General features: G+C 34.7%; 22 protein-coding genes. 8 read left to right on the top strand and 14 right to left on the bottom strand.

Annotation, left to right across the window (positions count from 1 at the left end):
• Positions 1-111: 111 nt before the first annotated feature.
• A complete protein-coding gene (locus OMO38_RS19565) occupies positions 112-576 on the top strand; it encodes a hypothetical protein (RefSeq protein ID WP_264751864.1) in 465 nt (154 codons plus the stop codon).
• 591 nt (positions 577-1,167) lie between these two features.
• On the opposite strand, the gene OMO38_RS19570 is transcribed toward OMO38_RS19565, so the two are convergent.
• The 11 genes from OMO38_RS19570 to OMO38_RS19620 form a co-directional block, all read right to left on the bottom strand.
• The gene (locus tag OMO38_RS19570; protein WP_264751865.1) at positions 1,168-3,192 is read right to left on the bottom strand and encodes an LVIVD repeat-containing protein; all 2,025 of its coding nucleotides are present in this window, start codon (positions 3,190-3,192) and stop codon (positions 1,168-1,170) included.
• Positions 3,193-3,250: 58 nt separating this feature from the next.
• Complete coding sequence (locus OMO38_RS19575) at positions 3,251-4,558, bottom strand: glycosyltransferase family 2 protein (RefSeq protein WP_264751866.1); 1,308 nt, start codon at positions 4,556-4,558, stop codon at positions 3,251-3,253.
• Complete coding sequence (locus tag OMO38_RS19580; RefSeq protein WP_264751867.1) at positions 4,551-5,519, bottom strand: TackOD1 domain-containing metal-binding protein; 969 nt, start codon at positions 5,517-5,519, stop codon at positions 4,551-4,553. The genes OMO38_RS19575 and OMO38_RS19580 overlap by 8 nt, the downstream gene beginning before the upstream one ends.
• Positions 5,520-5,523: 4 nt before the next feature.
• A complete protein-coding gene (locus tag OMO38_RS19585; protein ID WP_264751868.1) occupies positions 5,524-6,573 on the bottom strand; it encodes an HlyD family secretion protein in 1,050 nt (349 codons plus the stop codon).
• Positions 6,573-8,600, bottom strand: coding sequence for a hypothetical protein (locus OMO38_RS19590; protein ID WP_264751869.1), 2,028 nt, complete (start codon positions 8,598-8,600; stop codon positions 6,573-6,575). Before OMO38_RS19590 ends, OMO38_RS19585 begins: the two co-directional genes overlap by 1 nt.
• Positions 8,601-9,482: 882 nt before the next feature.
• Entirely contained in the window at positions 9,483-10,400 is a 918-nt protein-coding gene (locus OMO38_RS19595; protein ID WP_264751870.1) for a helix-turn-helix domain-containing protein, read from the bottom strand.
• A gap of 56 nt (positions 10,401-10,456) precedes the next feature.
• Positions 10,457-11,458, bottom strand: coding sequence for an aldo/keto reductase (locus OMO38_RS19600; protein WP_264751871.1), 1,002 nt, complete (start codon positions 11,456-11,458; stop codon positions 10,457-10,459).
• Positions 11,459-11,564: 106 nt separating this feature from the next.
• The gene (locus OMO38_RS19605) at positions 11,565-12,140 is read right to left on the bottom strand and encodes a YdeI/OmpD-associated family protein (protein WP_264751872.1); all 576 of its coding nucleotides are present in this window, start codon (positions 12,138-12,140) and stop codon (positions 11,565-11,567) included.
• A 3-nt stretch (positions 12,141-12,143) separates the two neighbouring features.
• Positions 12,144-12,560 (bottom strand): DUF1761 domain-containing protein, encoded by a 417-nt coding sequence (locus OMO38_RS19610; protein ID WP_264751873.1) that lies wholly within the window; start codon positions 12,558-12,560, stop codon positions 12,144-12,146.
• A gap of 56 nt (positions 12,561-12,616) precedes the next feature.
• Positions 12,617-13,729, bottom strand: coding sequence for a metallophosphoesterase (locus OMO38_RS19615; RefSeq protein ID WP_264751874.1), 1,113 nt, complete (start codon positions 13,727-13,729; stop codon positions 12,617-12,619).
• A 167-nt stretch (positions 13,730-13,896) separates the two neighbouring features.
• Positions 13,897-14,064: a hypothetical protein gene (locus tag OMO38_RS19620; protein ID WP_264751875.1), complete on the bottom strand. Its 168-nt coding sequence runs from the start codon at positions 14,062-14,064 to the stop codon at positions 13,897-13,899.
• 283 nt (positions 14,065-14,347) lie between these two features.
• Here OMO38_RS19620 and OMO38_RS19625 point away from each other — a divergent pair, with 283 nt between their 5' ends.
• From OMO38_RS19625 to OMO38_RS19640, 4 genes are all read left to right on the top strand, one after another.
• Positions 14,348-15,157, top strand: coding sequence for an AraC family transcriptional regulator (locus OMO38_RS19625; protein ID WP_264751876.1), 810 nt, complete (start codon positions 14,348-14,350; stop codon positions 15,155-15,157).
• 76 nt (positions 15,158-15,233) lie between these two features.
• On the top strand, positions 15,234-16,901 hold the full coding sequence (locus tag OMO38_RS19630) for a serine hydrolase domain-containing protein (RefSeq protein WP_264751877.1): 1,668 nt from the start codon (positions 15,234-15,236) through the stop codon (positions 16,899-16,901).
• A gap of 193 nt (positions 16,902-17,094) precedes the next feature.
• The gene (locus OMO38_RS19635; RefSeq protein ID WP_264751878.1) at positions 17,095-17,733 is read left to right on the top strand and encodes a DUF4919 domain-containing protein; all 639 of its coding nucleotides are present in this window, start codon (positions 17,095-17,097) and stop codon (positions 17,731-17,733) included.
• 212 nt (positions 17,734-17,945) lie between these two features.
• On the top strand, positions 17,946-18,146 hold the full coding sequence (locus OMO38_RS19640; RefSeq protein WP_264751879.1) for a DUF4177 domain-containing protein: 201 nt from the start codon (positions 17,946-17,948) through the stop codon (positions 18,144-18,146).
• Between the two features lie 307 nt (positions 18,147-18,453).
• Here the strand turns inward: OMO38_RS19640 and OMO38_RS19645 are convergent, their stop codons facing one another.
• A complete protein-coding gene (locus tag OMO38_RS19645; protein ID WP_264751880.1) occupies positions 18,454-19,293 on the bottom strand; it encodes an enoyl-CoA hydratase/isomerase family protein in 840 nt (279 codons plus the stop codon).
• Between the two features lie 89 nt (positions 19,294-19,382).
• Between OMO38_RS19645 and OMO38_RS19650 the strand changes: the two genes are divergently transcribed.
• On the top strand, positions 19,383-19,736 hold the full coding sequence (locus OMO38_RS19650) for a winged helix-turn-helix transcriptional regulator (protein WP_264751881.1): 354 nt from the start codon (positions 19,383-19,385) through the stop codon (positions 19,734-19,736).
• A gap of 207 nt (positions 19,737-19,943) precedes the next feature.
• On the opposite strand, the gene OMO38_RS19655 is transcribed toward OMO38_RS19650, so the two are convergent.
• Both OMO38_RS19655 and OMO38_RS19660 read right to left on the bottom strand, forming a co-directional pair.
• Positions 19,944-20,666, bottom strand: coding sequence for an SDR family oxidoreductase (locus OMO38_RS19655; RefSeq protein WP_264751882.1), 723 nt, complete (start codon positions 20,664-20,666; stop codon positions 19,944-19,946).
• 83 nt (positions 20,667-20,749) lie between these two features.
• Positions 20,750-21,535 carry a hypothetical protein gene (locus OMO38_RS19660; protein ID WP_264751883.1) on the bottom strand — a complete coding sequence of 262 codons (786 nt, stop codon included), beginning with the start codon at positions 21,533-21,535 and terminating at the stop codon, positions 20,750-20,752.
• Positions 21,536-21,980: 445 nt separating this feature from the next.
• On the opposite strand from OMO38_RS19660, the gene OMO38_RS19665 reads away from it, so the two are divergent.
• Both OMO38_RS19665 and OMO38_RS19670 read left to right on the top strand, forming a co-directional pair.
• Positions 21,981-22,661 carry a hypothetical protein gene (locus OMO38_RS19665; protein ID WP_264751884.1) on the top strand — a complete coding sequence of 227 codons (681 nt, stop codon included), beginning with the start codon at positions 21,981-21,983 and terminating at the stop codon, positions 22,659-22,661.
• Between the two features lie 77 nt (positions 22,662-22,738).
• Positions 22,739-25,739: autotransporter outer membrane beta-barrel domain-containing protein (locus tag OMO38_RS19670; protein ID WP_459076716.1), on the top strand; the 3,001-nt coding region annotated here is incomplete at its 3' end.

Consider the following 25,739-nt stretch of genomic DNA (forward strand, 5'->3'; position numbering starts at 1 on the left):
AAATAGCAGTTATTTAGTTTTTTATTTCAATAATTAGGGACTATCTTTGGATATTACTATAACAATAGATTTATTCTATAAAATCATTCCATACATTTTAATCCACCAATCATGAAAGTTTCTAATTCGAAGTTTGCAAAAAGACTGTCGTATTTACTAATATCTGCAATTTTCTTAACATTTATCGCTGTAATTCTTTGCACTATTACAATCTATAATCTTCTTATTGTACCATTATTTATTTTACTTGTTTATTTGTTTGTTGTGTCAAAAACCACAACTATCGAACTTTCAGGAGGTTGTATTACCATAAGAAAAAATCATCCTCTGACTTTAAATAAATTTATAACTCCATTTTTTGAGCTTCCTTACTCTCGGCTGTTGGGGTATCAAATCACCAATAAATTTGGGATAAGTAAGTTAATTTTGAAGATTGAGTCTAAACGCAGAAATAAATTTATATTGAAAACCTCGTTACGTGGTTTCACCAATTTGCAAAAGGGTAAAATAAAAGCATCCTTTGCTTCTATTTTCATTCCACCGGACAGCAGCAGTCCTATCGACTGTGTTGCGTAAAGCTAAATAAGTGATTGCGACGTGAAATATACATTTATATCGTCTTACAAAGTAGTATAATAATATGTTCTTTTTTCTTTAATTACAAAATATCCTAAATCGTTTAGGTAGTATACCTATTTTATATTCGAGTAGGGAGAGTATAGAGTATCAGACTAATATCTGCAATACAATTGCTGCAGTATTTAGATCAATCAACCCTGAATCATAAGTATAGATTGTACAATTTCTGATTGCACATTACTGCTTTCCTACGGTGAATAAATTTCTCCTTTCTTTGTTTAGTGAGATCAATCTCGCCTTTCTTGATAATGGTAATCTAAATTAGTTAAAACTTTTTAAAGACAAGGTTTTTTGGGGTTTAAGCAGTCTTCAGGCATATCCATTTCTTGGTAGTTTTTGCTTGGGTTTCTTCATTACGCATAATGTTTAATAAATGACATATTAACTTTCATGAATAATTAAGATATCCCTAATGAGAAAAATTTTGAATATGATCTTCATGTATAGATATAATAAAAAGGTACTGAAACCATAGTTTCAGTACCTTTTTATTATATCTAAAGTAGTTTATTTATTCGCTAGAATTATCTAATTGACTTTGATAATGTTAAGACCCGATTTACCAGTTGCTACGTATGCCAAATTGTTGTTGATGTAGATATAGTTAGCGGAGCCGTTAAGTTTAAAATATCCTACTACATTAAATGTATTTTTATTAAGAACAATAATGCCATCAGTACCATTTGCCAAATACAGATAACAATTGTTGATTGCAACTGCATTTGTAAGGCTTGTTTGGCTAAATACATTTTGATTGTCTATCTTAAATGATCTTGGTACAAAAGTATTGATGAGCTGGCCGTTGCTCAGTTTAATCTTAGCAACACCTTTATCGCTTAGTGCAATATACGCATACTCATCATCCAAAGTTAAAGAATTTTTACCTACTGTAACCATTTGCAAAAGATTGGTGTAGTTATATATGTGTGCATTCAGACCATCAACATTCGCTATACGCAAAGAAGCACCGTTATCTCCAGTTGAGAAATATACTTGGTAATTGGCATTATGTGCTACAAATTTAGATTTTTCTCCTGTGGTAGATAAAGTACTGTTTACTGTGAAATTAGTGCTTGGGTCAAGCTTGAAAAGTCCTCCGCCTGTAGCACCTGTTACAGCGTACAGAGCATTATTTAAAAAATAAGAATTTTTTGCAGTAGCACTTGGTAATTTATAAGTCATAAACTGTGAGAGATCCTGAGTATTAAATATATTGTTATTAAGAGGGCTCACCACAAGTTTTGCTCCATTCTTATCACCTCCTGTAGCATACAACTTATTATTGGAAATGTCTACATGGTTAAATTCAATATTGTTAAATAAAGCCTGGCTGATCAGTGATGGATTGTTATAGTCAGTTACATTAATGATTCTTAGAGCACCCTGCGTAGTTGTAACTGAAGTTGCATCATTTGTGTGGTAAGAAACATATGCAAAACCGTTGTTTACAGCAACTCCTGTAGCGCTAAGCGTGCTGTTATTAAGTACTGGGCTTACAAGATTAGCAACCAAAGAAAATTGAAGCTGGCTGTCAGTGCATGGAGATGTTCCTTTTTGTGGAGTACATTCTCCTGCGGCAATATAAGTATTGGCGTTTAAAGTTACCTGATTATTGATTCTGTTATTCGTCTGTAAAATAGAATATGCAGTATTGGTAAAGTTCATATCTATCAAACCAGTAATCGCAGGCGAAGCATTGATGTTAATGAATGATGAATTTAGAAAATCGATCCTAGCTAAACTACTTCCTGAGTTTTTGATTTTCCCATCGATTGAAACCGTTCCACCGTTTATTTCTGTAAAAGACTGTGGTTCTAAATTAAGAAGCCCTGATCCATTAATATGAAATCCTTTTAAAAAAGTCAGGTATGCAGAATTATTAAGCTGTGAATTAATATAATTATTCTGCTGTTCAAAAACCATTTTACAATAATTGTTTACAATGGAACTTCCGTTTAGGCTGATATCTTTTTTAAAGATTAAATTATTGTAGTTATTAATAATACCATCAACAGAAGAAGTGTTATAATCAACACTACCGTAGTTGTACAATCGCCCTCCGGAATTTAGATGAAAATTGACAGATGATACTATCTTTCCATTATTGCCAACTTCAACAATCCCTCCATTGGGAACATTAATCCAGTTTGAACCACCTAAAGTACCTAAAATAATAATTTTTCCTGCCGAGTTAAAATTAAATCCACCGGTAAAAGTACTGCCTTCGGGGATATAAAAAGTTTCACCATTATTAATATTATACCAGTTATTACCAGTAGCAGCCATTGCTCCGGATAAATTCGGAGTGTAAACAGTTTTCTGTGCAGGCGCCGATAGTTTTGGGCCAAGTCCTGCAAATTGTACAAACTGAATAGGATTGTTCTTAAGCTCCAGATTGTTGCTTAGAGTGGTCCCACCATATTGTAGTGTGATTTCATCATTAAAGATTGATTGTAAGTTTTCTGTTTCTTCTGTTAATGGGTTTTCAGACGAACACCCCATGGAAGCAACAAGCAAGAATAACCCTGCAATAGCGGATAGTTTTTTAATCATTGAGATTATTATAAAATTTAAAATGTTTTTTTCTGTAGAAAAGTAAAAGATAAAAGAATCAAGCACCGAATTCGTCGGCTTTCTTTGAGGTTTTTTGAGGATTCCATGGATCCTTGTAAGAATCATAAAAAAATAGTTCGTCAAAATATGCAATCGTTCGCACAATCCGCATAAAATAACCCATGTAAAAAGGATAGAGTGGTACGTATATAATTTTCGACATAAATTTTTTCTTATCCTTAACGATCAATAAACATGTCAAAAACTGCATGGAATATAGCAGCAAATATAGTAAATATTTTACTGGTAACCAAAAGATTAGGAACTCCGGATAGTCTATAATGATGCGCAACATGTAAAACAGCCAAGTGATGTCTAAAACAAGACCAAAAAAAACATTTTCAAAAAATGAAAAAAAGTTAGAAAATCGAAAGTTTTTGTTAGGAATCCATATATCCCGATGCTTTCGTAACCTGAACCGTATAAGTGATCGAGACCATCGTAATCTCTGCTTTGCCAGTTTCCCCCATTCTACAGGGACGTGCGTGTTACATACTGCCTGGTCTTCAAATTTAATGGTGTACCCGATTTTCCGTATTTTTACTGTCAAATCACCGTCAAGACCCGGACCAACATCCCAGCCACCCACGCGTTCAAGGACTGTTCTTGGAAAAACACCAAACGCTCCCGATATTATTTTATATATCCCCAGCTGTGATAGAACAATTCGGGAAATACTGATAGATTGCTGGTATTCCAAGTACTGCATAGTAGAGGTGAGGGAGTCTATATCGTTTCTAACCATCAGATTTCCTCCAACACCACCAATATTCTTATACATATAATACGGGATCAATGATTTTTCTATAGCATCGGAGGCTAGAGAAGAATCTGCATCAATATGTACAATGTATTTCCCTTTGGAATACGTAAGACCAAAATTTGCCGCCGATGCTTTTCCGCCACGGATATCATTCCGCAGAAACTTTGTAATGAAACCTTGTTTTTCAAAAGACCGCCCTAAAATAGGAGTGTGATCTGTGGATCCGTCGTCTACTACAATGATTTCAATTTTACTGTAGGTCTGCTTTTGAATAGAAACAACCATTTTGTGCAGGTGTTTTCCTTCGTTGTGCCCGGGTACAAGAACAGTTACTAAAGGTTGCTCATTCCATAATTTTGTTCTTGCGTCCCACCATTTTTCCTTATTAAAATAACGATTTCTGAAGTGGGCAATTAATACGGCAATCTCAAGAATAAGAAAACGAGGAATATCTATTAAAAAAATATACCACCCCCAATTAAGCATGATCTGCCAGTTGGTATTATGAAAGTCATAATATAAGTCGTTCCAAAAATTATCCAATGGTGTGTGGCTTTATGATATCATCTATTGCTTGGGAAGTGATTTCATATTGATAGATTTTTTCAACTTTAAGGGTAGAGGGTGCCTGCTCCGTTTTACAATTAATGCAACGTACGCCAATTAAGGGTTGTTGAAATTCATTTCTGCAGTCCTGCTTTCTGCAACAGAATATTTTGCTTGGCTTGTCGTAATCTACACCTAAATTTTTTAATTCAGTGTTACATTTTGGGCAGATCATTCTTTCATCTTTTTGAAAAAGATCTTCTGAAGCCACGTAGGCACAACGGAAATGATGGATTAAACTTCTTGCCTGAAGATTGTGTCCTGCACATTTAGGACATTCCTCTCTATAATTTAAAAATCCGGAACTGCATTTGTGGCAGAGATGAGAGGTGTCGGCATAGTTTCTGGTAAGAAATCCGCTTTTATAAGCTTGGGTCAACATCTCTTTTACCGCCAGATATGACTCTTTGCGGCCTGAATAATATGCTTCAATTCTCGGGTAGGTATAACCGTTAAGAGAATCAGAACTTTCACGAAATTCTATTTTCTTATTTCTTGAATAGTAATACCATAAAATCTTTTGCAATACAGTCGAAGAGTACATTTCTTCAGTATTCTGTAGGTTTTTTATAAAATGAATAATAAATTCTACTGATGCGATCCGATCTTCAAGCTTCAAATGGTCTATATAGCCATCACATAAATGTTTAAGATTATAATTTTTCTTTTCTCGGTACGCTTTTTTAAAATTCTTTTGTAAAAATACAGGTTTTAGATAGACATGTGGATCCGGGTGTTTAATAATATTTTGTAAAAATTGTTTAACCATCCATGGATTTTCATGGTTTACGATCCATACATCTGACAGGGTGTGATCTGGAATTTCATTTTTTGTAATATTTTCATGCAGCAAAAGGGCAGTTATTCCGTTTTCTAAGGTGAGCGTATTTTTATACATGCGTTTATTTGTAGTTAAATTTCAGTTTCCTGACTTTAACGGGAATGTTACTGATTTTCACATTTTCCCAAGTTTTCCCGTCGATGGGTACAATGTCCATTACAACTCCGTATTTTTCGTCTTTAACCGCAGTGTTGATTGTTGATGTATCTCTGATTTCTGATATAGAATACATTTTTTTAACCTTTCCTGTGAGTTCTGAATTGAATCCATATGGCAATTTAATAGATACAGGATCACCTTCATGAAAATCATCTAAATCTTCAACATTAATATATGCTCTTATAAACTGTCCTTGGTGCGTAATTGAAGTTATAATTTCAGACTTATAGGCGGCCTGTCCTGCAGCGATTCTAAAACGATCAAGATTTCCTGCAATAGGTGAAATATAAAAATTTTTAAAATTTGAGGATTTATTCTGATTATTTACCAAAGTGTTTTTTTTCAGGTTCGTAGATAACAAAGCTGATTTCTGATAGCGCAATGCTGAAATTTCAGCATTGACAGATTGATATTGAAACTGTAGATCATCAATTTGACGATCAGTTGTTGAAAGCTCAACTGGAGTAATCTGATCTAAATAGACTAGACTTTCTTTTAACTTCCTTTCAGATTTCCAATGTAGAATTCTACTCTGAATGTCTTGTAGTAAAATGTTTTTCTTAGCAATTTCTGCTTCAAATGCTGCAAGATCATTCTGTAGCGCAACATCATTTACAAGATTTTTAATAGAATCCTGTTTTAAACTTTTAAACATGGCTAGATCTGAATACAGCTCATAACTGAAAAGAGTATCACCTTTTTCTATTGTATTTCCTTCAGTGGTATGATAGTTCACAATTCTAATGTCATTTGTAAACTTAACATCAAATTGCTGCTGCATCAGAAAGCCGTCTGCATAATTGAAGATCCACGAACTGATTATCCATCTTAATAATGAAAAAAGAATGAGCAGTAAAATGGCAAGATAAATCCATCGATCCCATTTTCTTTTTTTTAGAGGCTGATGATAAAGGTCCTCATGAATGCTGTCTTTAGTAAAATCAATATTCATTAGGGTTTAAAATTATTCATTTGAGATAAATCGTAATAGCCGATTTGATCAATATTATTATTTTGAACTGTTGTTTCGGCATCAAGCAGATCAGAAAAGTTTTGAAAATCATTGATACGGAATACCCAGACAGAAAGAGCATTCCCTAATATATTTCGAATGACAGAGGTTTTTGCTATTTTTTTATCAAGGCTTAACACGTCATATGCCATGATATATGTTCTGATATTATTTTGCTGCAAAGTGTAGGCGATATTCGTCGGGAGGTGCATAGGAACACTCACCCCGAGCGCCATCTCGTTTTGATCGCACCAAGTCTTCGATAAGATAAAAAGGTTGATGAGTCTTTGCGAATAAAGATCAACATTGTCTTTATAATCTGAAAAAGTATGTGGTTCTATATCAAGATGAATCCCAGCAAATCCGGCGTTTTTAGCATTAATCAATGCATTTTGCAAGTTGACAAACCCATTATCTGTTGCTGCATATGAGTTTTCTCCGATCAGTCTGTAAACCAAAATGTTATTTGCGGCTGCAAGTGTTTTAAAATTTTCGACTTTTACCGCGTTTGTTACATTACCAATGGATAGAAAAACCCTGTTGATGTGCCAATGGTTCAGTAATGTTATAATATATTCGTTCGAATAATTATTAAATAAACTGCTCCATATATAGGTTTCATGACCTTCGTTATCTGTATTGGTAAATGATGGACTGCTGTCATCATGGGTTTGTTTGTCAGACATCATTTTATATTGTGTGTATTTTTCAAACAATTTATATCTCTGGTCAGACAGCTGGAGTTGATTATTTATAAATTTTTCTGCTACTTCAAGATATGCAGCGGGGCTAAAGGTTTTACTATTTTCATTTTCAGACTTGACTTTTAGTTCAGACTCCAGATAATTACTCTCACTCTCAAGTATCTGAACTGTAGCGAGAATTTCATAGTAATTTCGATATATTGTAGAAAGCTGATCTTTATATGATATTAGAAGATTGTCAAGTTCACTTTCTCTCCTTTGTACGATCGCTTCCTCGTAAAGAGCTGATTTGCTTTTTGTAACAGGCAGATTGAGGCTTGCTCCTAAGCTGGCAAAATTCCGGTCATTGATTGGGGTTGAATAATAATTGTAGCGCAGCTTTACTGTCAGGTCCAGTTGACGCTCTTTCTTTTGATTCATCTGCATCATTTCTTTCTGAATCTGTAAAGCCAATTTTTTATCTGTTACCAGATGCTTAAGATCCAGGTTTTCCACAGATATAAGTTCTGGTAGAGAATATTGCATAAAATCGATATCAAAAACATTCTCACTGTCAGTATTTATAAGGTCTTGCAGATGCTTTTTTTCAATGGAAATTGTATTAAGCTGATGCTTTTTATGGGCTAATTCTCCATCATTTTTTATTCCTAGTTTATTTTGCTGTATGGATAAATCGTGGGAGAGTATCAGAACGGTCTCATAATCTGCTAATATTTTTATTTTTCTGATGTCAAAAGATGCTCTTAGTTTATTTAAAGTTTCGGTATACAATTGCTTTCTCTGAAATTCTTTGTTTTCGAGCAGATCAACTTCACTTGAACGTCGCTTTAAAGAATTTTCTAATTTATGATTTTTCTCACTTCCTTGTCCTAAAGCAAGCCAGTCTAGTCCTGAAGATATTCTCGCCCTGTAAAAAATGTTGTCCTCATCTGCAAAGCCAGGACTGAAATTATAATTAACTTCAGATGTCCAGTTGATCGTAGGAACACTTTTCAACTCAGAGCCACTAATTATATTTCTTTTTTCGTTTGAGAATGATAAAAATTGATCACGCGTTTCGACCACTTTTTTTAGTTCATTTTTAGAACTCTTACTATCCGCTAAAAGGTTGGTTATAACATCTTTCGTCATTGTATAGATTTTCTTGTAATCTATCACCAGATTTCCCAATGCTTGGGAGTTAATGTGTAAAGGTGCAGTTGTTTGGGCGTCTGAGAAAAGAAAAAATAAAGTAACGAATAAAAAGGGTAAAAGTTTACGCATAATTGAATTGTAGAAATAGTATGCAAACTTAGTCTATTAAAAGCAATAAAGATCAATTATATGTAGCGTGTTTGAAGCTGCAAAATCTCAGTAATAATTTGTTCAGATTTTTATTGTTTAAATTTTTAGTAGATTTCATTCCGAATTGAGACGTGATAATATATTTTTGAAGTTAATCTTTATAACATGATATCATGTAGAGCACACTGACATTTAACGGAGAGAGAATTTGAAAATTAGTTTTTTGACCAATTGCTACTTTCGATATCAATCACAGAATTATGTTAACATGACTTAGTCTATGAGGTTATATTATTTTTTAGTAAATATGTTCTTGGTGCTTGTGGAAAACCTTCTATTGTTATCTGCAGCATAATCCTCGGCAAAAAAAATTAACTTTTATTAATATTTGTTCATTATTGTAAAACAAACTTTTAAAATATTAGTGTTTTTTTTGATATTATTTTTTGGCAAATGTATAATGTATTCTAAAAATAATTAATTAAAGATCAAGTTAATTGGAGGAACTTCTTATAGAGGTAAAATAGTTAGAATCTGTCATGCGAAAATTGAAGAGAATAAGGCTACAAGTGCCTGAAGATAATGTTTTGATGCCTAGAGATCTTGTATAGTTGTTCATGAGCGGAAAGCCGATTGATCTTATTCTGGTTGGTAGATAGTGAGTCTTTTTGCATCATTTTAAACATAAGATATATAGATGATGGATGATTTACTTAAGTCAATAAGTAACTATTAATATTAAATATCCTGCAAAATAATTAGATCATATCTATTATTCTGCTGTATAGCAAAGAATTTTTGCATGAAGCCAGATTTAAAAGTGTTACATAATAATGAGTAATTCAGGAATATTCAGTGATATCAGTTAAATGACTTTCTGAACTCAATCGGTGAAAGATTTGTTTTAGCTTTAAATAATTTACTGAATGACTGTGGATAGTCGAATCCCAGATGATAGGCGATTTCTGTGGCTGTGAGATTCGTGTTCAAAAGAATATTTTTAGCTCTCTGTATTATTTTTTCGTGAATATAAAATTGGGTAGTCTGTCCTGTTGTGAGTCTTAGCAGATCACTTAAATAGTTTGCAGAGACATTTAGTTTTGAAGACACATAGGCAACAGTAGGAAGCCCCTGCATTTGTGGAAGATCCTCTGCAAAATACTGATCAAGTAATTTTTCCAGTTTTACCAGTAAATCGTTGTTTGTGAGTTTTCTGGTAATGAACTGTCGGTTGTAGTAACGGTTAACATAATTGAGAAGCAGTTCAATATGTGAGACAATGACATCCTGACTGAAATTATCGATAGACGACATATATTCGTTATGAATATTTCTCATAATACCTGCAATCATCATTTCTTCATCTTCTGATAAGTGCAGTGCCTCATTCATTTCGTATTTTAAAAATCCATATTCAAGAATTTTAGAAGCTAAGGGATAAGTCTGTAAAAAATCCGGATGGAAAAGTAGCCACCAACCTTTTGGCTTATTACTTCCTGTATCTTCGACAGAAATTAACTGTCCCGGACTGCAGAAAATCATGACGCCATTATCAAAGTCATAAAACTGTTGTCCGTATCTCATCTTGCCCTCGAAACCTTTTTTGATAAAAATAGAGTAGAATTCATTGACAAAACTACCGGGTACAGCTTGATTTGAGTGATTTAAAGTACTCAGATCGATAACGCTGACCAAAGGATGTTTGGGAGATGGTATTTCCAGAATGCGATGTACCTGAGTGACAGAATTCACATGTTGTGGGGCATTTTTACCTTTCATAAATTGAAATTGAAGAAAAGGAGACAGAAAATTCCGTCTCCAAAATTAATAATTTTTTATTGATCAATACTTTCCATTCCGTGCTCATCGTATCGTGCACCGGTGTCTGCTCCCGGAGGAATGATCTCTTCCAGTCTTTTTATTTCTGAATCACTCAACTGAATGTCGGCCGAAGCATAATTTTTTTCCAGATTCGTTCTCCTGGACGTTCCCGGAATAGGAATAATCCCTTTGGAGATTACCCAAGCCAATGCGATTTGGGCAGTTGTCACTTCCTTTTCAGATGCCAACTTTCCGATTTCCTTAACCAGCTCAATATTCTTTTGCAAGTATTCTCCCTGAAAACGGGGAATATTTAATCTCCAGTCACCTTCTGACAGATCTTCTGCGCTTTTAATATCACCGGTAAGAAATCCCCGTCCCAATGGTGAATAAGATACAAAACCGATACCCATCTCATTGATGGCTTTTAAAATTCCGGTGTTCTCAACTGATCTTTCAAACAGTGAAAATTCACTTTGCAGCGCAGATATCGGATGTACTGCATGAGTTTTTTTAATAGTGTTGACTGAAACTTCTGAAAGTCCCAAATATTTCACCTTACCTTCCTGTACCAGATCTGCCATAGCACCAATAGTTTCTTCAACTGGAACATTAGGATCCAGTCTGTGAAGATAGTACAGATCGATGCAGTCGGTTTTTAAATTTTTCAGAGAGCGTTCAGCAGCTTTTTTTACATATTGCGGAGTTGCATTGATACCCCACGTTAGTTCACCATTGTCATTAATTTCATGTCCGAACTTTGTGGCAATAACATATTTATCCCGCTTGCCGTGAATTGCTTTGGCGATAAAACGTTCATTTTCCCAAGGTCCGTACTGATCTGCAGTGTCAAGAAAATTACCGCCCAATTCTAATGAGCGCTCGATGGTTAATAAAGCTTCTTTTTCGTCTGCTGTTTTATAAACGTCATGGCCGGCAAATTTTGTCATGCCCATGCATCCTAAGCCAACCTGTGAGACCTTCAGACCTTGTGATCCTAATTTTACTTCTTTCATAATACATAAACTTTAATATTACAAAGTTCATCAATACCAGATGCAAAGTAGTGTTCTAATCTCTTGACTTTGTGTTCTAATATGGACACTGATAATTACTTTTGATTTACATGTGAGGCGGTTTTTTGTTTAGAAGCGCACATTCTATGATAGTACAGATTCTTTTGATTCTCGTTTCAGGAAGTTTTGCCATGACCATCCAAAGTAGAATATTTTTTTTAGCAGTTTTACTCAGCGCACTGTAAAATTCAAAGGCTCGAGGCTCTTTTTCGAAAGCTATTTGTAAATCCGTTGGAATAATTAAGGCTTCAACATCATCAAGCAGATTCCATGATCCGTTTTTTTTGGCGTTCTGTACAGATTCTAATCCTTGCGAAGTCATCCTGTTTTCCAGCATTAGTTTTTCGATCTTATCTTTATTAATTTTAGACCACGTACCATTTGATTTTCTTTTACTGAAATAGTGATGAGATTTCTGATCATCTATTTTAATTTTCTTGCTGTCAATCCAGCCAAAACATAAAGCTTCATCTACGGCATCACTCCATGAAATACTGGGAATGTCGCAACCTTTCTTATAAAAGACAACCCAAACAGAATGCTTCACACTACTGTTCTCAAACAGCCATTCCCTCCAGTCATCAAGCGTTTCCGGATGATAGATCTCGATTTCTGATTTCATTATTTATTTAATTAAAACCAATATAAAGCTGACAAGAATGATGCTTAATAAAAAATAACCACCACTTATTAAACTGTATAGAAATGGTTTTGGGATATTGGGATTGATGGCAATGTTGGTCGTATTTGTCACTAAATAACCAATTCCGACAATCAAAGCGAACTCCAAAGCAGTCCATAAGCTTGTTATGTTCAGAGCATATATTAAAATTGCGCTGGTTAAAATGTATATTATACAGCAGACAGCAGGACCAATGATATATACAGATTTTTTCGGCAGCTCCTCGTTGTCTTTCCCCAAAGCGACTTTGTAAGCTTTGACGAACAGAAGTTGATACCATACATATCCTAGCATAAAGAATACGAAAAACGCAACCAGAATTGCAAGCCAGTTGACATTTGAAAGTTGATTTAAGATCATAATTGAGTATTTAAATTAAGTTTTATTGATGAGTTTAGATAATTTAAAGCAAAAAATTACTGTCGTATCAAATGAAGAAGTGTAATTTCTGATGTTGTTCCCAATCGGAAAGGAGGTCCCCAATAACCCGTTCCCGAATTAGTATAAACCCACATTTTATCACATTTTTTCAAACCTTTTGCGAAAGTTTGACTTAGGTTTATAAAAATATTCCAGGGAAAAAACTGTCCTGCGTGAGTGTGCCCGGATATTTGCAGGTCAAAGTGTGTAGAAGCTTCTTTTGCAATATTGGGTTGGTGTGCAAGCAATATCTTAAAATCGGCCTTGTAATTTCCCGCCAATGCTTTTGGAATGTCAGGTCCTGAACTGGGTTTTAACTCTTTCGCAGCAGGATCTATTATTCCGGCAATGAGAATAGATTTTCCTTTAAAATTTACAGTTGTATTTTCATTCATCAAAACTTTGATACCGATGCTTTTAAAATAGGAAATCCAAAGGTCGCTGTCCCCTAAGTACTCGTGATTTCCTGTAACATAAAAAACCTGAAACCTTTCTGTTAACCTTGACAATGACTGCAGCTTATGTTGATATTTTTCAAAACTGCCATCCGCTATGTCGCCTGTGAGAACAACAATGTCTGCCTTTAAATTGAGAGCTTTTTCGACAACACGATCAACATATTGCTTGTCAATTCCTGCTCCTGCATGAAGATCACTGATCTGTAATATTGAGAAATTATGAAGTTCATCTGGAAGAGCTTTTACAGGCACCTCGATATCAACCAACTCGGGACCTTTACTTGCACGTAAAAAACCGATGAATAGAAGTAATGCAGAAAATAATATCAAAAAATATGTTCCACAGTTCGAAAAAGCAAAATCTGACCAGGATGGTTTAAAATAAGAAATAGGAAAGAACAGCAGATCTCTGATAAGTATAAAAGCAATCACTAAACTTAGCATTCCCATATCAATATGGACGATGAATCTGACGATTCTGTCAATCTTTTCAGGTAAAACACTATACCAGACGAGCGGATATAATAAAATCAGACCAATACTGGTACCGGAAATGATCCACGAATAATTACCGATACCGGTTATTCTATATCCCAAAAAAATAAGTAGGACGATACAGATTGAAATTGCTGTTACTAAAAACCAGTTCATAGTCGTTGTTGATATAAATGCAAATATCATATAACGCTGATGATCATTTGTATGCAAATCTCTTTTTTTTGTGTTCAGATTATTTGATGCGAAATCTGATTTTAAAGCTTTACAATGAAGTTTCAGATATATATTTTTTGATAATTTTTTTCTGGATCTAAAAAAAATTACCTTATCTGTTTGTCGCCTTTTTCTGTTTCAAATTTATAAGTGTAATTTTCAGAAAGCCATGCGATAAAACCTTCCTTTGTGATTGGATGTTTATTTCCTTCCCTGCAAGATTTTTCAAAGTCTTTTAACAGATCAATGATTTCTCTTATAATATTGTAGTCCATTTTTTGCTCAGTTATAAAATTATAAATTTTCATTATCGCTGTCAAAAGCTGGGTCAAATTTCAAAGAAATCATTTATTATTTCGTGGTTAAATCTCTGTTCTTTGTGTTCAAAAAAAAGAAAATAGATTTCACTAAATAATCTTAATGGTTTAGAATAAAATAATTATGTTTTTGAAGAGAATGAATAACTTAGAAAAACTTTATAAAATCACTATCAACTTCTTATTTATCTTAGATAAATTCCTCTAAATTTGCTTAACACTTCTAATTATCTGCTAAATAATGAGACAATCCAAAAAAGGTGAATTTTACGGACAGACCAATCAGATCAGTCATCTGGATGGACTCACCTTGACGGATACCGTTTACACTCATGACAGAGTAGACTGGCATTATCACCAAAATGCTTATTTTACTTTTATTCTGGAGGGATCGGTGACAGAAGGTAACAGAAAAGAAGTTTATAATTGCACTGCAGGTGATCTGTTATTTCACAATTGGGAAGAACCGCATTACAACATCAAACCGGAAGGATTCACGAGAGGTTTTCATTTAGAAATTGAGCATGATTGGCTTAATGACTTCGATTTAAATACTTTCGATCTGCAGGGAAGTATTAATATTTCTAATCCTGATCTGAAGTTTTTGTTGTATAAAATTTTTAGAGAGACAAAAACAGATGACAGCTTCACTTCGCTGTCGATTCAAACTTTGTTGCTGGAAATTTTAGGGAAAATGAATCGCATACATCGATTCGAAACAAATAAAAAACCAAATTGGGTATCAGAGATCAACCTGCTGTTGAACGATCAGTTTTCCGAACAGTTGAGTTTAGATTATTTGTCGAAAACTCTTGATGTCCATCCGGTTCATTTGTCAAGGGATTTTTCAAAATACTTTAATTCAGGTCTGGCAGAATATATTAGAAAACTGAGAGTTCAAAAATCACTACAATTGATTTCACAAAGAAAATTAAATTTTACAGCGATCGCAATAGAATGCGGGTTTTCTGATCAAAGCCACTTTATAAGATGCTTTAGGGAAGTCAATGGAATTACACCATCGCAATTCCGTAAGATTCTTTTCAAATAAAATTTTTAACGTTAATTCTGTACTATTTTCGAGTTAACTTTATTAATAGTTTTGTTGTTGAAATTTGAGTTTAACTATGAAGAGAATTTTGACTGCCATTTTACTAAGCCTGACCAGCATGTTGACTTCCGGACAGATAAAAAATCTGTTAGAAACAGATGGAGTAAAAATGGCTCTACACAAAGCTAATGTTGGGAAAGTAACTTTCATGAAAGGGAACATACCTCTTAATCAGTATAAAAAATCTGACTTCTTGAAATCATTTCCTTTTTTATACCGGTCTGATCTTAACATTCGTGTTTTTATGGACAATTCGGTTACTAATTATCTTCATCAGCTGGCTCCGGATCTTCCGGCAGAACAGTTACTGGAAAAAGGTAATCTGCAATTTTCATTTTATGTTGATGATCAACTGATTTACAAAGAAAATATCAGCCCTGGATGTTGGATTGGTAATGCTAATGAATTGAAAAACACTTTGACAACATTCCGAATTCCACTGACAAGCACAAAAGGTGAAAATTTGTGGGCACTGCATCTATGGGAGAGATTTCAGCTTAACGGTGGCGAAAAAGTACTGACGGAAGGCAGGCATGCACTCAAAATTGAGATCAGACCTTATATCAATATAGATGAAGGCAACAAAACGAAAGTGGGAAATTTAATAGCAGAAGGTAAGGTTGACCTTATGATAAAGACTCCAAAAGCTACCGCAAAGGAAACAGCTATTCAACCGATCAAACCTGAGAGTGGTTGGGGAATTTCAGATTTTAAATTTGATAAAAATATCATTAAGTCGCTTAATTCTGAGATTGCAACCTATAAATTAAAAGACATATCAAGTATTGTTGTAATCTACGACGGCAAACTTTTGCTCGAAGAATATTTTAATGGTGCTGACAGAGAAACTTTGCATGATCCCCGATCGGCAGGGAAATCTTTTGCTTCCACGCTGATGGGAATTGCTATTGAAGAAGGTTATATTAAAAGTGAAGATCAGACACTGGATCAGTTTTACGATTTAGAATCTTTTGAAAATTATGATGTCAAGAAAAGGCAGGTCAATATAAAACACCTGCTCACCATGAGTTCTGCATTTCAAGGCTCTGATGCTCACAGCGAATCTCCTGGCAATGAAGAAAATATGTATCCTACTGATAATTGGGTGAGATTCACACTCAATCTTCCTATGGACTCCAAGAAAAAGAATGGTGCACAGTGGGATTATTTCACTGCTGGAGTTGTACTTCTGGGCGATATTCTTAATAAGAAAGTTCCCGGAGGTTTGGAAAAGTATGCAGAAAATAAGCTCTTCAGACCGTTAAATATTACAAAATATCAATGGCAGTATACGCCACAAAAAGTTGCGAATACAGCGGGAAGTCTGCAGATGAGATCACTGGATTATGCAAAATATGCACAGCTGTACAAGAATAATGGGACTTGGAATGGGAAACAGATACTGTCTCCGGAATGGATTCAGAGAACCTTTATGCATCAAATCAAAATTCCGGAACGGCAAAATGAATTTTACAGTTACCTTTTTTGGAATAAGTCATTTGAATATCAAGGAAAAAACTTTGAAGCTTATTATTGTGCAGGAAATGGCGGAAACCAATTCATCATCTTCAAAGACTTGCCTGCTGTAATCATCATTACTTCAAAGGCTTACAATAAACCTTACGGGCATCCTCAAACTCAAAAGATTGTGAAAGATTTTATTTTGCCGGTGATCTTAAAATAGTTATCAATTACAGGTAAATAATGTTTAATTTCATGTTTCAATTCCTCAGAAGAGTTGCTGTGAATCTGCTGAAGACCCTGATGTAGAATCTCAAATATTTCAGATTAGTATAAATGGCCTCACAAAAAATATATCAACAATATAGACGCATGCGTACAGCTGGAAGCAACAGTAATTTAGAAACTAAAACTCTATGAAAAAGATATATTTTACATTAATTTTTTCACTTTTTTCTTGCTGTGCATATAGTCAAAATATAAGCCTGGATTCAATAAAAATTAATGTTCAGAATGAAAATTCAAATTTATATTACGAAAAACTTATGTACAAATTTAAATTTGATCCCAATTCTATGTCGGATGATGAAGTAAAAAATTTATATTATGGAAAACAGTTTTCAAAATATAAAACCTCTTATTTTGATAAAGATTACTTAGATTTTCGTAAAAGTCTTGCACAAAGAAATTTGAAAAAAGCGATCGTCTACGGAGAGAAATACTTAGAAAAGGATCCGACAAATTCCGAAGTTCTAACATATATGGAAGTCGCTTATGGAAAAAAGAATATAGAATCGAAAAATTATATTCTGTATTCGTTACAGTCGAAAACATTATTAAACTGCATTTTGAAAAGCGGAGATGGGAAATCAAAAAAAACTGCTTTTAAGGTGAATTCGGTGGGAGAAGAATATTTAATCGAAGAAATACTTGGGAAAAACATTAGGACATTCCACAGAACTTCGATTTTGCAGGATGATGGAACGATAGATCAATTTTCTAAAGGTGGTGAAATTATTTATTTTAAAGTATTTGAAAATATATCAAATTTTTAACTTAAAAAAAGCTCTCATGAGATTGGATTGTGATAATCGGAAATAACCTAAAAATTCAATATTATCTCTTCTATTAAATTTTGTACAAATGGATGCTTGTTAAAGAATTACCATAGATGAAAGAGCCACAAAACATTTTGACCAAATACAATCAATCTCAAAAAAAAGATTTAATATATCCGGAAAAATGTAAATTTGTGAAAATCTAAAAAATGAAAAAATTTGAGTATAAAACATTAGAATTTCAGGCTGATGACAGTAAATTTACTAAATCAATGAGTGTAGAATCCAATGAAATAGAAACTATATTGAATGATTTAGGTGAAGAAGGATGGGAGCTTGTCAACTCAGTTGATTATGTAGTAAATGGCTTTACAACAAAAGTCATTTTATTTTTTAAGAAAGAAAAGTAGTTCGGTGAAATTAATCGATTTAATTAAAATTTTAAAAGACTTGGATATTCTAAGTCTTTTTTTAATTTTATATGTTATAAAATCTCTTTTAAAGAATTTGCTGAAATTTTTGAGATAGGTTTTAGACCACTAAAAAAAAGATTATAATTTTTTGATTTTAAATTCATTTCAGAATCAGGTCTTAGGACCCGCTTTTAACCATTAAAAATATTTCAGCAACCTTTTTTAATAAAGAAGCTTTTTCAGAATTTGTTAAAAGAAAAAAACCGGAGTTTTAAACCCCCGGCCTTCTTTAATTGATTCATTATTATAAACTGCGCAATAAATTTTCAATCCCCAGTTCAACATCTGGGGTCTGCGCACCTTTTTTCATTATGGAACTAAAAATTTCAGCAGCTTTTGGCTTTGAAACTAATTCCAGCCAACCATCATTTTCTTTCTGATAACCCTGCTGCAGATTTGCGGGAGGCAAAACTTTTTTTACAGTAGCAACAACACCATCAGGAAGGGAAGCGATCTGCTGGGCAAGTTTATCAACAAACAGGTCTATTTCCGAATCAGGAACTGAGCGGTTGATCCAGCCATAACGCTCTGCATCTTTAGCATCAAATAGTTCAGCACCCAAAATAACTTCCAATACTCGGTTTCGAGGCATCTTCTCTGACAGATATTGTGTGGCGCCACCGCCGGGAATAATTCCCATCAAAGCTTCGGTCTGACCTATTTTCCCAGTTTCCAGCGACGCAAAGCTCATGTCTGCAGAAGCTACAAATTCAGCACCTCCTGCTCTGGCGATTCCTTTCAATTTCACAATCGTAACCTGTGGCTGCTTTCTTATAATTTCACCGATGGTTTGAAAAATATTTAATCCTTCGTAGACATTTTTTGAAAGTTCTTCGACTGCTTCCTGGTCATCCAGGATATTGATATCCACGTGTGCGATAAAAAATTCAGAATTATCACTTTCAAAAACAATTACTTTAATTGTATCATCCCCGGCATACTCCTGAAGGACAGTTTTCAATTCCTTCATAAGCTTTGCTCCCAGTACATTGACTGGCGGATTATTGATGGAAATGGTAGCAACTCCGCCGTTGCGTACTGTTCTGATTGTTTTGTACACTTCATTTTTCATAATGTTACTCATTCTGATTTTATTAAATTTGTATTGTAATGAGTAGCAAATGTACTGTTCAATGGTTTTGAAATAGGAAATGCTATTCAAAAGTATAGCAGATGAAACAGGAAAGCACTTCTCATATATGTACTGTTAAAGATCAGATCGATATTAAATATGTCGAGGACACACTATATGTTTTGCATGGGAAATGGAGATTGTCAATTATAATATCCCTCTACAATGGCAATCGACGATATCGGGAAATCGCCCGAAGCATTCCCAAAATCACCTTCACGATGCTCTCAAAAGAATTAAAATTTATGGAGCTCAATAATCTTGTGAAAAGATTAGAAGATCCGGATTTCCCAAAAACGGTAGAGTATGAGCTAACAGAATACAGTGAGTCCCTATATCCAATTATAGAAAAACTGTTGGAATGGGGTAAATTTCACAGAAAAGAAATTACCTGAAGCGAGTAAACTTATATTGCATCACATGTTTTAAATTGGAAGTTAATAATTAACTGCAATTTCGAAGTAAATTTATTTAGACGTAAGTATTCATAGCCTTATAAAACAAAAAGACTCATTAGATCATCAGTCTTTTTTTCTGTTAATTTGTTTTTGCATCTCAACATCTCAAATTTTCATTCAGCTTCTCTGAATAATCAGAAAAACTTAAGGATTCATCTTTGAAAACGTATCTGAAATTACTTCGGGAGATGCTTTCAGCATAGCCTCGCTGAAGCCAAAGATAAGTTCTTTTTTCCCTTCCTCTAATTGAATAAAAATAGCATCGATAAAATCCTGTACCTGTGGATGCGCATCATGAATACCTTTGCCACCTAGATCAGTGTTAAGTGCCGGGGGAATGATCTCAATAACTTCTACACCTTTAGGTTCCATCAAATGACGTAATGAAAGCGTAAATGCACGGAAAAAAGATTTGGTAGCACAGTAGACAGGAACTTTTGTAAGCTGAACGAAGGCTAAACCTGAGGTTACATTCATTATTGTTTTCAGTTGAGGTAACTCACTAAGCAGAGTTATCAGATGAAGCGGTGCAACGATATTTGTTTCGATTTCCCCGACTGCCTTTTGATAAAAATCTTTATCTTCAATAGACATCCAGTTTTGAATTCCGGCATTATTAATTAACACATTCAGGTCACTATGCTCTTTTGCCAGCCAATTAAAAAGGTCAATTCTTTCAGACTCCTTAGACAGATCGCAGACACGTGCAATTACCTGCGGATATTTATCAGTAACTTCTTTCAAAGCCTCTGCCCTGCGGCCACATATAATAACTTGATTATTCTCCTCTAAAAAACGTTGTGTTAAGCCCAGTCCAATTCCGGTTGCACCTCCTGTGATTAAGATCTTATTGTTAGATAATTTCATGTTGAATACTTTATTTGATGCAAATGTACATTCCAAATACGGTTGCCACTGCTGGCGTTGCATTTATCTTTTCGTAAAACTTTTTATAATCCTGTAAACTTGGTTCCGTCAAACTTCAGTTTTACATCTTTTTTCTGTCCGAATTTCAGTAGTTTCAGCAATGCATCGTTATGTTTTTTCGATTTTGAGTATTCACCCTGTTCGTATTCTACGTTAGATTTCATCCTGTTATCTGCGCCGTCGTACATTAAACTTCCATACAGGATTTGCTTTTTTTGATCAAAATCAAAATTCATATTGCAAAGATTCAAATACGGACGGTTCACGAAAACCGGATTGTCGACGATTAAAAAATCATTTTTTATCTCTATAGCATACACCATACTTTGTTCGCAAGCGCCGTTGCCTTTTTCCATTCCGAAGAGTAAAAATTGGTCTCTGTCTTTGCTTTTTAAGGGTTCTATACTCATGAAATTGCAATTGATTTTCGAAGATAAATTATACGCAAAAAGTTTCCCATCTCTGTTTTTCCACTGGATGATCGGGTGAGAGACATTGCCTCTCGTTCCGCCAGAATTGTATGAAAAAGTCCCGATTGTAATACCGAATTTTTCATTATTAGCACTTATTTCGAGACCGATGGTTTTTGCCTTGCCTGCTGTAAGTTTTGTTTTATTTAAAAGTTCTACTGTTTTCTGAGCTGTGAGAAAACAGAGACCGTCGATATCAAGATCCGGACTTTCTGTGTAGGTATAATTTTGAATTTCTTCAATATTTTTCTTAATTTCAAGTTCGGCCTGATTTAGTTTCTGTGCATTGATATTTATCGATAAAAAGAGCAGACAACTGATTAAAAATTTTGGTTTCATAATTATTCTAATTATTTAAATTTAAAAATTCTCCATTAAAAAATAATAGTTTTTAATCAATAAACTTTACACTATAAAATACAGATAAATTAAAGAATAGGGTAGAATGAAAGTCGCAAGCATGAAATAAGTTTTTTTTTGTATTTCTATTTTTTCTCAAATATGTGCGTCTATTGTTTTCATCAATTCCAGTATTTGAAAACAAATTTTCCTCCGCTAAATTTTTTTTTAATGCTTAGGAAGTTTTAATTTTTGTTGTTTAATTTTTGCTGATTCTTCCGATATCTACTAGAGTTTTGTTCAAAATGGATGAATTAAATTAATTAATCTTGATATGAAATTTCCAAGTATTACCGTCGCTTTTCAATGATTTACAGTCGATTGTGACTGCGCGCATCTTTTGGTTTGGAAATAATTGATACATTTGTAATGAAAACAAATGCTATTGAAAAGTTCTATTCTCTCAATTCTACACGGTGTAAAAATGGTAGATTTTATCGGGAAGTCTAAAGCTTTTCTGCGCGTTTTCATATTCCCGTTTCTATTTTTACAAGTGCAGTTTTTATATGCACAGGATGATAAAAGTGTTTCTTCAGCTGTAATTTCAGTTTCAAGTGGTTCAAAAATATTTTCTGCGGACGAAAGTTTTAATCAGCAGATTAAGCAGGGAAAAATCACGGTAAAAAACGCATCTGTTGAAGATCAAAAGTCAGCAGAGAAAGAGTATTTGGTGATTGTTCACAAACGGATTTCTAAAATCAGCCATGGTAGTCTCGCTTCTCAGATTAAAAATGCAGAAGCAAAGAAAAAATCAGATTTTCCAAAAAAACTTCAGAAACAGATTGCTTCCCGTAAGGCATTGGATGATCAGATAAGAGAAATTGACCGTAAATACCATCATTCTTCAGACAGTTTTTCGAAAAGTCGGAATGTAGGTAAACATTATGTCAATGAGCGTACTCATCAACAAGATCAAAAAGAAATTTCTGCTGATGAAAAACGGCGTACTGCATTTCGGGCTATAGATTACTTATATTCTCAAAAATTCTACACTTATAACAATAGATCTATTAATTATTGTTATACTAAGGTGTTTTCTGTAAGACCTCCGCCATTTTCTGTATAAAATTTATCGTTCACTGCTTCTTCATGATTTAATTATGAAGAGGTGATGTTTTAATTAATAATTTTTTTACAAGAAAAATGAAACAAACTTTATCTAATTTTATAAAAGATAAATTTCAGTTTGTCTGGTTGGTGTTAATATTCCCCAATCTCAGAAACTGTATTTCAGAATTTATCAGAAAATCAGAAGCTGTTCCTGTTAACAGAAATAATAAGTTCACTTCTCTGATTGCCACATTGGCATTTGGACTTATAACATCAGGTGTTTTATCTGCGCAAACGCCAACACTTATAGGTCAGTTTACCTACACGACCAAAGGTGCTGGAGCAGTGGGAGTTCCTTCTTTCTCCTATAATATTCCTGCTGGGAAGAATAGATTAATGATTGTAACGGCCTATTTTGAACGGGATCATGTTACAGTTGGTACAAATTACCCTGGCACAAATGCCGACGCTACACCAGTTTTGAGATTAGGTGCAGCAGATTTTATACAATATGTTTACAACTATCGTTTTTATGGTAGCACCAGTAGTTCTGCGTCTACTGCTTACATGAGTTCTTCATTGTATTCTTATGATATTTCAGATCAATATGGTCTTCCAACAGGTGTTACTACATTCTCATTCCCTTCGATGGTTGGTAAACCGCCATTAAGTGCTGGTGATGATGTAGTGATCAGTATATCAGTATATGAAAATGCCAGACAAAATTATATTTTAACAAATCTTGTAGGTAATAATGCAGACGCGCCCTCGTCTTCTTCAACTTTCTCAGCATTGACTGTGACTGCTCCGGCAGCTCCTGTAGGAACAACTCAGGCTAATATTTTATATTTGGCGCATGGTGCAATTTCTCAGGAAAGTGCTGTTAGTAATTCTGCCGATTGGATTGATATTAATTCTGTTTTTTCGAGTAACAATTTAGGGCAAAATTATGCAGGGTTTTTGAATAATGGTGGTTTCAAGCCAGATAATGAGGCTGATGGTATTACAATGAAAACAGTTTACAGAACAGGTGTAACTGCTAACCCAAGCATTACTTTTTCGAGGGCATCGACCACAAAGATTATGAATTATATGGGCCGTATCACGGCAATTCTTCCTTTGGCCCGACCAGGCGTTTCCGGAACGGTTTATATCGATAATAACGGTTTAACGGGCGGTATCAGTAACGGAGGTACTGGTGGCGGTGTCTGGAATACAGCCAATACGCTTTATGTAAATGCTGTTGATGTAAATGGAAATGTTTTAGCAACAGCTTTGGTTAGCAATACTGGTATCTTTAGCTTTCCTTCAGGAGGAAATTTAATTGAAAACGATGTTGTAAGATTTCAGTTAAGCAGGAATCAGGGTCTTGTTGGTCAGCCGGCACCAGTCAAAGAATTGCCTGATGGTTATATTACTGTCGGCGAAAGTACTGCTTCAGGAACAAGTGATGGAACACCAGACGGGGAGTTTACCCTAACAATAGGAGCGGCAAACAGTGCAAGTAATATTATAAATAGATTTGGGGTTACTGGTTGTCCGACGGGAACTGTAGGACCATCTGTTTATACAACTTTAGAGACATCATGTTTACAGCCCACTGTAAATCTTACTAGTGCGCATACGGGAACAATCCCAACTAACACAACTTTAGTTTGGTATACAACAATCAACCGTGCTGCTGGAACTCAGGTAACAGGTGCAGGAATTACTTCAGCGGGAGCGGGAACTTATTATGCATTTTATTATTCAAGTGCTTCCAATTGTTACAGTCCTGCCTCAGCTCCAGTTGTGGTACAGTTTGACAGTATAGATTCAGACGGTGATGGTGTTTATGATCTATGTGATCAGGATGATGATAATGATGGAATTTTGGATACTGACGAAGATATTTGTTCAAAACCTAATCAAATTGTTAATGGTGATTTTTCAGCATCACCTGCATCTGCATCATGGATCAGTAGTTTCTCTACCAATACACCGAATACCAGCGGGCCTTTGAATTATACAGGATCAGCAGCAAATATCCTTGTGGATAATCCTGGAACTTTGTACCCAGGTAACATACTTTTGGCGAATACAAGTCCATTTACTACAAGGTCAGGGGTAGCTTATAGTTTTTCTTCTACTTTAAATATAATACCTGGAGGAACAACAAATACCAGTTTCTCTTGGGTGTTGATAGATTCATCAAATAACATAGTTAAGGTAATCCAAACTTATAAGACTCAAGCGTCTGGTACTGGAAATGTTCAAATTAATAATACGTCAACGGCTTATCCTGTAACATTTATCGCACCGGGAACCGGTAATTACAGATTGGCATTAACGTGGATAACTAATTCTAGTTCATCAGGAAATGCACAAGACGTACGTATTGATAATGTAACACTTTTGGTACCATGTGATACTGACGGTGATGGTATTCCTAATTATTTAGATTTGGATTCAGACAATGATGGCTGTCCCGACGCTATCGAAGGAGCTTCTACGACTATTACACCTGCGAACCTTTTACCGTCATCCATTCCGGGAGGTAACAGCGGCGCGACAAGCGGAACTTTCAATCAGCCTGTAACTCAAAATTTAGGCAATACTGTCAATACAACTGTAGCATCACCAAGTTATGGCGTACCGACAATTGCAGGAACAGGCCAGGCTATAGGAACTTCTCAAACAGCCAATCCGGTATTAAATGCAGGAACTGCGGGTGCAAACCAGACGATTAATTCTGGAAGTTCGCCTGCTGCATTAACGCTTACGGGTAGCTCTGGAGTAATTCAGTGGCAGGTGTCTACTGATAATATAACTTTTGCTAATGTGGCCAGCGGTGGGACTACGGCGAGTTATTCACCGGGAACATTGACTGTAACAAGATATTACAGAGCCATAATTACCAGTGTTGGTGGCTGTACAGCAACTTCTAATGTGGTGACAATTACAGTCAATGCTTTTGACTGTATAGGAAAAATATACAGCTTAGCCGGAGCTACAGGAGAAATCAGAGCATTTACAGATCCTGCTATATCAGGAGCTCTGGGAACAGTTGTAAATACAACACCTTATCCACAGACACCTGCAAGTTCGGCAAATG

Origin of the sequence: Chryseobacterium kimseyorum (assembly GCF_025971945.1) — a bacterium.
Classification (GTDB): domain Bacteria; phylum Bacteroidota; class Bacteroidia; order Flavobacteriales; family Weeksellaceae; genus Chryseobacterium; species Chryseobacterium kimseyorum.